Origin of the sequence: Nocardia sp. XZ_19_231, from assembly GCF_015355705.1 — a bacterium.
Lineage (GTDB): Bacteria > Actinomycetota > Actinomycetes > Mycobacteriales > Mycobacteriaceae > Nocardia > Nocardia salmonicida.
Genome location: NZ_JACUZI010000009.1, coordinates 1 through 11,939, shown reverse-complemented (window position 1 = coordinate 11,939; position 11,939 = coordinate 1). Strand labels below are relative to the sequence as shown.

At 66.1% G+C, this 11,939-nt stretch carries 7 protein-coding genes; 5 read left to right on the top strand and 2 right to left on the bottom strand.

Annotation, left to right across the window (positions count from 1 at the left end):
• The first annotated feature begins 249 nt into the window (after positions 1 to 249).
• The 5 genes from IBJ82_RS29150 to IBJ82_RS29130 all read left to right on the top strand — a co-directional run bounded on the left by IBJ82_RS29150 (position 250) and on the right by IBJ82_RS29130 (position 6,240).
• Positions 250 to 612: a hypothetical protein gene (locus IBJ82_RS29150; RefSeq protein ID WP_194829196.1), complete on the top strand. Its 363-nt coding sequence runs from the start codon at positions 250 to 252 to the stop codon at positions 610 to 612.
• Positions 609 to 2,240, top strand: coding sequence for a hypothetical protein (locus IBJ82_RS29145; protein WP_194829195.1), 1,632 nt, complete (start codon positions 609 to 611; stop codon positions 2,238 to 2,240). Before IBJ82_RS29150 ends, IBJ82_RS29145 begins: the two co-directional genes overlap by 4 nt.
• Before the next feature lie 766 nt (positions 2,241 to 3,006).
• Entirely contained in the window at positions 3,007 to 3,612 is a 606-nt protein-coding gene (locus IBJ82_RS29140; protein WP_194829194.1) for a hypothetical protein, read from the top strand.
• Positions 3,613 to 3,943: 331 nt separating this feature from the next.
• Positions 3,944 to 4,471, top strand: coding sequence for a MobC family plasmid mobilization relaxosome protein (locus IBJ82_RS29135; RefSeq protein WP_194829193.1), 528 nt, complete (start codon positions 3,944 to 3,946; stop codon positions 4,469 to 4,471).
• The gene (locus IBJ82_RS29130; RefSeq protein WP_194829192.1) at positions 4,468 to 6,240 is read left to right on the top strand and encodes a hypothetical protein; all 1,773 of its coding nucleotides are present in this window, start codon (positions 4,468 to 4,470) and stop codon (positions 6,238 to 6,240) included. Before IBJ82_RS29135 ends, IBJ82_RS29130 begins: the two co-directional genes overlap by 4 nt.
• 22 nt (positions 6,241 to 6,262) lie before the next feature.
• Here IBJ82_RS29130 and mobF read toward each other — a convergent pair whose 3' ends face one another.
• The gene (gene mobF, locus IBJ82_RS29125) at positions 6,263 to 10,489 is read right to left on the bottom strand and encodes a MobF family relaxase (protein WP_194829191.1); all 4,227 of its coding nucleotides are present in this window, start codon (positions 10,487 to 10,489) and stop codon (positions 6,263 to 6,265) included.
• A gap of 1,178 nt (positions 10,490 to 11,667) precedes the next feature.
• A partial coding sequence (locus tag IBJ82_RS29120; protein ID WP_194829190.1) for a single-stranded DNA-binding protein occupies positions 11,668 to 11,939 on the bottom strand: 272 nt, incomplete at its 5' end.

Below are 11,939 nucleotides of genomic sequence, written 5' to 3'. Positions count from 1 at the left end.
GACCCAAATGTGTGGGTGGCCAGCTGTTGGGCCATGGCTCGTGATGGGTCCAATTGGACCCATCAGGACCGGCGCGGCCTCAACTCTGCTCGGCGGCAACACGAATCCGGGAACATTGGCGCAAAAATTGGCGCGAACACTGGCGCTCAAGGATCGAGTCTGGGTACAATTTTTGAGCAGACGCGCAAACGCGCAGATGCGCAATTCGCGCCCACGAGCGAGCGTTGGGCACAGAAGGGGAGCTGGCCAATGCACACGTCGGTCGACATGGACACCGACCTCTACGATGAGCTGGAGAAGGCGCGCAAACGTCTCGGAAGGGATCTCGGCCGCCGTCGCTGCACGTACAGGGAAACCATGATTGCCTTGGCGGAGGAACTTGTCGAGGACGATGCGCTCCAAGCCCGCATTGCGATCCGCCTCAGCCGCCAGGGCGACAACGCGGCAGAAGCGCACGTTGCGCTCACTCTGGCCGCCATCGTCACGATGATCGATACCGCCAGTGACGAGCTGAACGCGACCAACCGCGGCGAGCTCGCCGACGATCTCACCGCTGCGCGACCACAGATCCGGTCGATCATCACCCGACTCCTCGAGGGCAAGAGCGAATGAAACTGAGAACTCGCAGCGACGAGGCAGACCTCGCCGATCTCGTCGAAAGGGCCAAGAATCGGCTCGCTCTGCAAGACAATCCGGCTCTCCGTGCGGCACGCTCAGACGAGGAGCTCGCGAAGGAAGCTCAAGTTGAGGCCTACGCGCGGAAGATGACCCGCCAGGAACGCGTGGGCTCGATCCGCCACGGGGCCAGACTGCGCCGACAGCGTCGTTCAGCCGAGCGTGCCATCGCAAAGTCCACTAACCGGGACCAGATCGACGCGCACAATGCCCTGGTTGCACAGCGCCGCGAGCACTCGCCGGCCGCTAAGTTGGCCGCACTGTATCGGCAACGGAAGTGGTCGCTGCGTGTGCTGGCCGGGGTCGTCGTCGCTGGCATGGTTTTTTCGGCGGTCAACGTCCAACACAACCTGGCACCGTCTGGACCGAGCGACCCGCTGTACTGGGTCAGCTACCTACTGGAGGCGATGATCAGCGCCTGCCTGGTCGTCATCATGGTCGGTTCCAATGCGGTCGCCGAGTGGGGCGTCAACAACAACAAGAACCAGGTCGTCACCGCTGAGCTGACATTGCTGGGCCTCAGCATCGGTCTCAACTGCTACCCCTACGTCAGCCCGCTCCAACTGAACAAGCTCCTTCCGAACTCGATTGCGCCAGTGATGATCGGCATTGCTCTGCTCATCCACAACGCGGTTTCCGAACGCTACGGCGTCGCGATCCAACGAGCGTCGGCCGCAATGGGGCCGGTAGAACTTCATGACCTGTCGTCGGTGGACAGCCTCACCCTCGCCGATGCGGACAGTCCGATGGATCTAGAAGCAACAGCCACCACCCCGATTCCATCGGCGGGACGAGTGCAGCTGCCGGAGGCGGAAGTCCCGGTCGACTTCTCCGTCGCGCAGCCGCTGCGGGCCGAAGGGCGCACGGACGAGATGTCGGCGCCGGTCAGTGCTGATATCCAGGTGGACCACTCCGCAGCACTTCCCAGCTACGACACTGCCGATGCAGCGCAGAACAGTGCGGCGACCCCCGTCGTAGCGCCTGCTGGCGACGAGCGAGCTGTCGAGGCGCGTCACGAAGAAGCGGCGCCGGATGCCTTCGGAGTAACCGACCCGTCGGGCGTTGATATGAACGTGGAGACCGACGGTGTCGGCAGCGAAGTGGTTGCAGCGCAACACGAGGGCTCGACCGAGGAGCAGCCTGCGCCCGCCGAAGACCGTTCGCACGGTACCGAGGCCGCGCCTACTGGCTCGGCAGCGCGCACGCTCTCGACGCTATCCCGCGTTCAACCCGAGCGCGCCGTCCAGCCCGCGGCGCCCATCAAGCATGCCAGCCGTTCCACGAAGCCGCCGCGTCCTGTCGGTAGCCCCGCTGGTGCGTCGCGGGTGAGCGTCGTTCGGGGCACTCTCGCGGTGGTTCCCAACGAGGTTGAAGATGAGGTCGACAGGGCTGTGACGCTAATCTGCAGGACCGGGCGGCGGTCGCCGGATCTGGTCAAAACGGTTTTGACGTTGAAGCTCGAAGGCGAATCGAACCTGCAGATCGCCGAGAAGATGAAGTGTGACGAGGCAAGTGTGCGGCGCATCGTCAAGTCCGCGAAGCCACACCTGCCCAATCTGAACTAACACTGAGTACGCAAGAGGGGCCCGACTGACATTTCAGTCGGGCCCCTCTTGCGTACTCAGTGGAAGCGACGAACCGGGTGGTGATCCGGGCAGAATTCTCCGCGTTTACCCATCCACCAGCCTGACGCGCTCGCGGTCTCGCGGAGTACCTCCTCGGCTGCTCGCTGCTCAAGCTCCTCGAGGAAAGCCTTGCAACCTCGATGGTCGCAAGCCATGAACAATGAGTGGGCAATCACGTCTGACAGTATGACGCGCCGATCGTTTTGGCGCGACTGCTTCTATCGTCCGTCACAGTGACAGTTCGGTTGGTACTGGGTTTCCATCGGTGATGCGGGCGCCGATCATCCCCTGCCGCCGTCTTTGAATGGGTCCAATTGGACCCATTCAATCGGGGGTGCACCGAGGTGTCCGTCGGCGACAGCCTCGCCGCGATTGTGCTTCCGCCTGTCTCGCACGGAGGGCGCCACGGCTGGACGCGGCGCTACTTGCTGGAGACAGCCCGCGGAGCGTCGCGGTCTGCGGGCGGCCGCCGGCCAGCACAGTGCTGTGTTCATGACATCCGACTGCTCGGCTCGGCGCGGGATGGCCGCACCTGCTGCGCTAAACCGCCGTGCGACGTGACTCCGGCACCGAAGCGCAGCCGCGTCCCAAGCGCTTGATCGCGGCGCGTGATCGCCTCAGTGTGCCGACCCAGGGAGCTGCCCCACCGAATCGGTCCTCTGAGTCTCAAGCTTCCCGACCGCCGACGTGTTGACCGCCGACCGCCGTGCGCCGACCACCGTGCGCCGACCACCGTGCGCCGACCACCGACGTGCCGTGCGCCGACCGCCCACCTGCCGACCGCCCACCTGCCGTGCCCGACCGCCGTGCGCCGACCGCCGTGCGCCGACCGCCGTGCGCCGACCACCGTGCGCCGACCGCCGAGCGCCCACCTGCCGAGCGCCGACTTGCCGAGGCGCCGACCGCCGTGCGCCGACCGCCGTGCGCCGACCACCGTGCGCCGAGCGCCGACCGCCGACCGCCGCCGTGCCGAGCGCCGACCGCCGACCGCCGACCGCCGTGCGCCGAGCACCGACCTCCGACGTGCCGAGCGCCGACCGCCGACCACCGTGCGCCGAGCGCCGACCGCCGACCGCCGACCACCGACGTGCCGAGCGCCGACCGCCGACCGCCGTGCGCCGACCGCCGTGCGCCGAGCACCGACCACCGACCGCCGAGCACCGACCGCCGACGTGCCGAGCGCCGACCGCCGACCACCGTGCGCCGTGCGCCGACCGCCGACGTGCCGAGCGCCGACCGCCGACCACCGTGCGCCGTGCGCCGACCGCCGACCGCCGACCGCCGCCGTGCCGAGCGCCGACCGCCGTGCTGAGGTGCCGAGCGCCGTGCGTCGTTTGGAGGTTCGCCGAGATGAGCTGCTGGGGATCGGCGTTGGTGCATGGCTGAAGTCCGCGGCTGTCACGTTCCCCGAGGTGGTCGGTGTCGGTTCTTTCAGGTCTGGTCGGTGATTGATGTGTGTCGAGCTGGGCGCGTTGATCAGGGCGGAGTGAGAGGGTGGATCTGGTTGCTATTGTGGCGGGCCCCGGCAGAGCAAGATAACATTTACCCAGGGTAAATATGGACCTCGCAGGGGCGAGGTTCCGTTCTCCACGTAGTGGTGAACGGCGTTGCACTGGGCTTTCGAGGAGATCAGGAGGGGTCAGATGGCCGATTTCGGCGATGGTGAGGTGGTCACGCCCGGTGGTGCTGACGGCGCGCGACGCGCGCGGACTGTGACTGCCCGGCGGACGCGGAAGCGGCGACCGAACATCCCGCGTGAGGAGGGCGTCCACACGATAGAGGTCGTCGTGTCGGGGTCAGAATTCAAAATGCTTACGTCGGCGGCGGCCAAGGCCAGCATGACCGTGCCGTGGTACCTGGTGAAGAGCGCGCTGAATCCGACGGGGACGACCGCCGAGTCAGGGCCGTGGTTGCCGTGGCCGCAGCGGCAGGTGTTGGCTGCCACCGTGCTCTCGGCCACGAGCGCTCTTGATCGGACAAGCAATGCCCAGTTGTCGCACCTCGGCGCGAACATGAATCAGATTGCCCATGCGGCCAACGCCGCAGGGATTACTGGGGAGATCTTGGACGACCTGGAAGAGGCTCTCGTCGAGCACAAGAAGGTCATGGAGATGATTCGCGAGATCGCGACGCGGATGGATGAGGCCGCGAAGGAGGTCGTGCGCCGTTGATCCCGAAAATCAAGCGGGGGCAGAAGCTGGGCGGGTTGGTGGTCTACCTGCTTGGTGAGGGTCGTGCCAATGAACATCGTCACCGACATGTCATTGCGGGATCTGCGACCGTGATGCGGCCGGAGTGGTTGGCGTCGTTCGATGGGCCCGCCGACAAGCGAGCTTCTCGTGACGCCGCGCTCGCGATCGCGAATGAGATCGAGATTCCCCGCAAGCTTCACGGCACCACGGTGAAGATGCGTGCGAAGCCCGCGCAGGGACAGCGTGGCCAAGGCACCGATGTGATCGAGCGCCCTGACAAGGGCGCGAAGGGTGTGCTTCGGGATGCGCCGGTCTGGCACTGCATCCTCTCATTGAACCCGGGTGAAGAACTCACGGATGAGCAGTGGAGCAACCTGATCAACGACTTCATGGCCGAGATGGGATTTGTCGGCGATGGTGATGTGGCAGAAGCACGTTGGGTTGCGATTCGCCATGGCCATTCCGGTGAGACGGGAGACGGGCAGGACCACGTCCACATCGCTGCCAGCTTGGTGCGTGAGGACGGGTCGGCGGTTGACACCTACTTCCGAGATCCGAAGACCGGCCGCCCGCGGGGGGACTTCGCGATGGCACAGGCTGTCGCCAACAGACTGGAGCACCGCCACGGGTTGCAGGTTCTGGCGTCGCGTGAAGAGGGTGGGGCGCTTTCGGGAAATTCGCGGGCAGAGGTAGAGCGTGCGGCACGGACTGGAAGCAACTCCACCGAACGTGAAGTGCTGAGGAGAACAGTTCGAAGTTGCGCGGTCGCGTCGAAAACGGAAGCTGAGTTCGTGCGGCGGTGCCAGACGTCTGGTGTCGCGGTGACGGCTCGGTTCGGCCGCGGCAAGGTGGTGGGGTACAGCTATCAACTCGAAGGTGACGATGGCCCCATTGGGCCTCGGCTCGGCGGGGCCAAAGGTCTGGGCGGACTTGGACTGCCAGCTCTGCGTGAGCAGTGGGAGGACACGCCGGAAGAGCGTCAAGCGGCAGTGGCCGCGCTGCGCGGTGAGGGAAAGCCCGGCAGGGAGAGCCTTGACCTCGACAATCCGAAGTTGTGGCTGCAGGCGGCTCGTGACCTGGAAAAGTGGAACAAAGAGCTGCGGCAGATTCCATCCGATGACCGTGAGACATACGAGTGGGCGGCTGGACGGGCCGCTGGGGTGTTTTCGGCGTGGTCGGCGCGTGTAGAGCCTGACGGCGGGGTCCTCACCGACGCTGCCGACGAGCTGACCCGGTCGGCGCAGCCAAGGGACTCGGCTCGGCGGTCGAGTTCTGCGCGACCTGAGAGCATGCCGGATCTGGGTTGGGTCGCGGTAACCCTCACCCAGTTGCGTCGCCGCACCGGCGGGGACCCGCTGTACGAGTCGATGCTGCTGATGCGCCAACTGCTGCTCACGCTGGCAGCGCTCGCATCCGCGCACGAGGCTCGCGCTGAACTGGGGCGCGCGCTGCAATTGCGTGACCGGGCGGTCGAACCGTTGGCCGCGATGCACGCGCACTACGCGGAGCTCTATGCCCAAAAGCCCACCACGGCGACGCGCGAGCTCGAGGACGAAGAGCAGCGCGCCGAGCGGCTGCGCGCGGCTGGGCTCGATGAGGACACCATCGGCCAGATCGTGGCGGCGGAGTCCGGGGCAGCTCGCCCAGGGCGCGTGCCTCGTGCTGGCGGGCAGGACTACCGGGTCACCGGGGATCCGCTCGCGCCCCAAGCGCAGCCAGAGCAGCGGCGAGACGAGTTCGAGCGGTAGATGCCCGGCCCTGGTTGTCTGACTACAGGGCGGGCCCTGCGTTGAGGTCGGTTCCCAGCTGCGCGTCGGTAGGTCCACTGCCGCGTAGCTGGGTCTCGGAATCCAACACCGCAGCGTGGCGACGGTTGAGTCCCAACGCCGTCGTCGCCCTAGTCAGGGCAGCAGTCGCCGTTTCGATGAGCTCGGAATCGAGTTCGCACGCGAGGTCGATCCGGTGGTACTGCTCATCGAGTGTTTCCGCGGCGAACTGAGCCGCTTCCCAGTCGGCGAGGGCAGGAGCCGCTGCGACAGCGGCCAACGCTGAGTCACGAGCTGCGGTGATCGTCGCTGGGTCCGAGGTCCCAGCTGCGATGAGGTCGGCGTCGGAGATCTCGGCCTGTGCCGTTTTGACGGCTTGCCCGCGTTGAACGATCTCGGTCAGATGCGTTCGTGCGAAGGCTTCGCGAGGCCTCTGCTGGGCCTCAGTGAGCGTCGACTCCAGTTGCCGGACCATCTGCTTGCTCTGCGCCACCCGAGCGTGTGCGGCCTTTGTCGAGCGTGCGAGGTCTTTGTCCGACATCGCGGCGAACGTCCGCTGTGCCGGGGTTGGGTCTTCGAGCGTGGCGATCAGCTTGGACACAGCGCCGCTGACGGGCAGGCCCGCCATGATGTCGGGTTCATCGAGTTCGATTCCGCGGGCGAGCCTGTGTGCCGCCACCCGGGTGATCAGTTCGTGGTGGATCGCTGCCCGTCGCGGGTCTGATCCCGGATCCGGAAGGGACTCGACCCAGGACGGCGGAGCGTTCTCGACTGCCGCAGCGCCAGCGTGAACGTCAGCGAGCATCCGCCGGCCGAGTCCCCGTGCATAGGCTGCCAGTTCTTTGTCTGCGACGGCCGCGGCGGAGGAAACCGCAGGGACATTGAGCACCATGAGCGGATCGTCGCGTCGATAGCGGGTTTGGGGGCGAGCAGCGCGGAGGGCGCCCGCGAGCACTTTCGCGGGGGTGTGGTCGTCCTCGTCGAACTGTTGCTGAGCACCAGCCTGCTTGAGAGCACGCGCTGCGCGATCGAGCATTTCTCGGCTCGGCTGGCCGCGAGTCTCTGCGGCGGCGACGAGCTTCACGACCTGGCTCCAGCCATCGGATTCGACCACGAATGCGAGTTGTTCAGGTGTCAATCGGCGGCCGAGCTGCGTGCGCGTGTAGGTGTCGTAGAGCGCGGTCACCGCGTGTAGGTAGTTGCGGATCTGTTCAGGGAGTGACCGATCGAGCGCGGCTGCGCGCTCGAGCTGAACGAGCGCGGTTTCTTCGGATCCGTCGCGCTCGATGATGGTCTGCAGTACCTGAATGTGATCAGGGTGCGGATCTGGGCGATGTTCGAAGTCGTAGTCGGGCAGTGCATCGTCCGGGACGTAGACGACATTCGCTTCCGTACCGCGAGACATCGCGACGTAGAGCCCTTGCCGGTCCATCGCGTGCTGATCGGCCATGACCCGCGACACCTGCACTGTGAGGCCTTGCGCTCTATGAATTGTGCTCGCGTAGCCCAATTCGACGTGTTCGTGGACGTAGGAAGGGGGCAGATAGACGTGTCCGGAGTTCGCGTTGTTGACCAGGGTGAGAGCCCCGTCAGGGTGGACGGTCGTGATGGTCCAAAGGTCGCCGTTGCGGACCCGCGAGTTCTTTCGCCCGGGTCGCTTGACCGGGAATTCGGAGGTGTTTCTGCGGCTGACGACGATGTCACCTGCGGCCGCGCGCGAGCCATCGGACAACTCGGTTTCTGGACCGGACACATGGCCTGTGCTGCGGTAGTGCAGCGCGGCGCGCTCGTTGAGGGCGCCGACCATCTCACGGGTGGGTGCGATCATGATGGCCAGGGTGCCTGCAGCGATATCGGCGGCGTAGTCGGCAAAGAGCTGTTCCGGGAGTTGGTGTTTCATCGCCGACTTGATTCGGTCATTGTCGGCGTACCAGTCCACAACGTCAGCGCTGCCTGCGCGCAGCGCGAGGCTGATCTGGGCTTCTTCCGGATTGACGAATCGATGAACTCGGCTGAGGAACGGGGCGTTCGTGCGTTCGGCGAGATCGCGCAGCACACCGCTGGATTCGACGGCGGCCAACTGTTGTGGGTCGCCGAGGAGTCGCACGACCGCGCCGCTGGATTCAGCGAGCGCGGTGAGATCGGCCAGGTCGCGCGCTGAGGCCATGGCCGCTTCGTCGACCAAGAGCATGTCACCTGTGCTGATTCCGGTGGGTAGCCCATTTTCGGCGCACGTGAGCACATGGGCGATCGTGCGTCCGGTGACGGCAAGGCGGTCACCGAGAACTTCGGCTGCTTGGGCGGAAGGGCCGAGCGCGATGACCTTGGCTCCGGTCGATTCCCACGCTCGGGCTACGACTTCGGCGGCGGTGGACTTGCCGGACCCGGCCGCGCCGACGGCGACCGCTACGAGCGTCCGCGATTGAAGGAAGTGATCGACCATGGCAAGTTGGTCGTCGCTGAGCGCGAAATCGGCGGGCCCAGACTCGCTGCGAGTGCGGTTTTGAACCAACGCGACGTGTCGGCGGATTGCCGTGGTGGAGATCGCGAGCTCGCTGTCGGTGGCCGCGGCGGTGCGCATGTAGTCGCAGGCCTCGAGCACCTGTTCGGAGGTGTACCTGATCGTCGCGTACTCCTCGGACTCCAGCCGGTGATGTGTATCGGAGACCTGTTCGGCGATCGTTGGTGGCGCCGCGTGCCTCTCTACGTGGATGGGTCGGCTCAGGGTGTCTTGCACGAGATCGCTGATCTGCTCGGCGGCCTGGTGAAGATCCCCGGGCGAGGCGAAGGAGAAGGCGCGCAATGTGCGCTGGACCTGGGCGACGATCGTGTATCGAGTCCAAGTGCCAGCCTCACGCGAGAGCCTGTCCGCAGTCGCGCGGGCTAGGTCGCCGACCGCGTCGCGGTGAAACCGCGGCCGACGGTCCCCGGCTGATTCGACCGTAGTGAGCGGGTCAAGGTCGAGCAGGGTTTCGTGGACGTGGCCTGCGGCGATCACCTTTTGAGCGCGACTGCGCCACTCTGCGCGCAGCTCAGCCAGACTGCGCGGCGGGTTCTTGCTGTTGCGAGTGTCGAGTGTTGCGCGTTGGGCATGGGCGTATTGGGTGCGCTTGGGCGGGTTCTTGCCGTGCTGCGCACGATAGATCTCAGCCAGTTCCGCTTGGCGGGTCTCGATCTGGGCGCGTCGTGAGAACTCCTCTATCAAGGACAGCGGGACGCCCTGGACTTCGTAGACAGGATGGCGTTTGGTCAACGTGTCCGAGCGCGGTGCGAAGGTGACACCGAGTAGACGTGCGACTTTGTCCATCACCAGGGTGTTGTAGGTTTCGCTGGCCGAGACTGCGGCCTTGTACAACACGCGTCCGTCGATGCTGGTCCACGTTCCTTTGGCCATGACGCGGTTGACCACTGCGCAGTGTGTGTGAAGGTTCGGATCGGATGCACGGTTGTCCCAGTGGTCGAATCGCGCGACGAGTAGACCATCGGCCTTGACCTGGTTCGCGCCGCCGGCGCCGCGGCGGGTGTAGATGACCTTGTCCTCGATGTAGGCCAGGGTTTCGTCGACAGCTTCGCGGTGAGCCCGCTCGACGGCTTCCTTCATTCTTGCGTCGCCGAGACCCCAGATCGCGCTGATGCTCTTGACTGGTGTGAATACGAGGTCGTATCCAGCCACCGGGCGCCGGACCTTCGAATATGCCTCGGCGATGAACCGATCCGTCTCTTCGACGGTGAGCAGCGATTTCGGCGTTGTGCGGGTGAGGATGGTTGTGGCTACCTCACGCTTGAGCGTGAGCGAGATCGCGGCATCCGGATACTCGCCGTGAGCGGCCTTGTGGTCGGCGCTGCGGCGGAGTACCTCCTGGACGAGCTCGCTGGAGTTGTCGAAGGCACTGAATGGTCGTCCCAGCGCGGCGGCGCGGGATGCCTTGGCGGACAGCTCCCATCGGTCGGGGTTCCGGCGCTGCTGTTCTGCAAGCGCCACAAGGTCGGCTCCGCGATTCGGCCGCCACGCCCCGCCGAAGACCTGGATCATCTGGTCCTCGGTGACCTGCTCACCTGATCGCACTCCCGCGGCCGCTGTCAGCGCGCCGAACCACTGGCCTGGGGGAGTGCCTTTGGCGTTGTAATAGTCGACGATCTTCGATTTCGACTGCTCAGTGGTGTCGCCCACAGCCACATGACGAGTCAAGTAGACGTAGCCGTCCCCCGCATGGAGCTTATGGACGGTCATCACTACGCCCAATGTAGCGGCCAAATGGCCGCTTTTCACTCCAGAGTGCAAGAGGTGTGTGGAAAGTTATGACTGTGACGGGGGATTGGGGGAGGCGACACGGACTGTTGTCGTGTCCGGATGTAGTTGGCGAAGTCCAGGTGTATTTGGCGAGTGGGTGGCGAAGTCCAGGTGTAAGTGGCGAGCCGCAGTGGGCGACGAGGGCTTTCGCGGAGCTGGAGGTGCGGCACCCGGGCGGGTCTTACCGCCGACCGCGCCGACTTCGCCAACTGCACCTGGACGGATCGACCGCTGGGCGTTCATGTCTAGATGGCGAGCTGCTGCTCAGGCGCGCGGGCCTCGCCAACCAGAACTGGAACGGACAACTGTGAGGGTGTCAGCTCCGATGCTGCAGCGCTGTATGGGAATTCGGTTCCGCGGGTTTTCGTGTGGTCCTGGGGTGGAGATCGCTGCCTCGAGAGCTCGACCTCGTTTGGGGGAGCAGACGCGAGTTCGCGCTCACCATGCACAGCGGCTCTGCTCCGTTGGTGATGGTCGGCTGCGCTCGGCGCTCGGCGGTTCGGCGCACCCCCGCGTTCGGCGTTCGGCGCACGGCGTTCGGCGCACGACGGTCGGCGGTTCGGCGGCAGCGAGGCGGGGTGGTTCGGCGGTTCGCAGCACGGACGGACGGTGCTCGGCGGGCACGCAACCGCGGTCGGCGGTTCGGCGCCCACGGGGTTCGGCGGTTCGCCGCGCGAGCGGGCGCCTTGGCCCCGGCGGTCGCTGGTAGATGCTCGGCGGCCAGGGTCGGCGGTTCGGCGCTCGGCACGTCGGGAGGTCGGCGGTTCGTCGTACCCCGGGCTGGGTGCACGGCGGTCGGCGGTAGTGAGGCTGAGGGCTTCGGCGGTCATCGGGTAGGTGCTCGGCAGCACGGTCGGCGCCTCGGCGGTCGACGATCGGCGGCGCTCGGCGGGAGTGACGCTGGGCGTTCGGCGGTTCGCCGCATGCAGGCTCATTGGCCGACAGCGTCCGCGCCTCGGCGGTCGGCGCTCAAAGCACAAGCCCCGTACCGCGTTGCCCTTCTACGGGCCTGGCGGTACGGGGCTGGGGGAAGGTCGGCGGCTCAGCCGCTCCTGGTGCTCGCGGCCGATGTGTGGTGTCCCTCTCGGTATGGGAGAGGGACACCACAGAGCGGGGGATCAGAACGGCGGTTCGTCGTCCTGGCGCTGCGAGGTGCCCCATGGGTCCTCTGCAGGGACCGAACTGGCCTCGGCGGCAGCGGTTCCACGTCCGCCGCCGCGCCCGGCCTTGGAGACCTTCGCGGTCGCGTAGCGCAGCGAGGGGCCGACTTCGTCGACCTCGAGCTCGACCACAGTGCGCTTCTCACCCTCGCGGGTTTCGTAGGAGCGCTGCTTGAGCCGACCACTCACGATGACGCGAGCGCCTCGGGTCAGACTTTCGGCGACGTTCT

Excerpts from the sequence above, each read along its gene's own strand:
- mobF (WP_194829191.1), bottom strand. The coding sequence starts at position 10,489 with ATGACCGTCCATAAGCTCCATGCGGGGGACGGCTACGTCTACTTGACT.
- IBJ82_RS29150 (WP_194829196.1), top strand. The coding sequence starts at position 250 with ATGCACACGTCGGTCGACATGGACACCGACCTCTACGATGAGCTGGAG.
- IBJ82_RS29145 (WP_194829195.1), top strand. The coding sequence starts at position 609 with ATGAAACTGAGAACTCGCAGCGACGAGGCAGACCTCGCCGATCTCGTC.
- IBJ82_RS29135 (WP_194829193.1), top strand. The coding sequence starts at position 3,944 with ATGGCCGATTTCGGCGATGGTGAGGTGGTCACGCCCGGTGGTGCTGAC.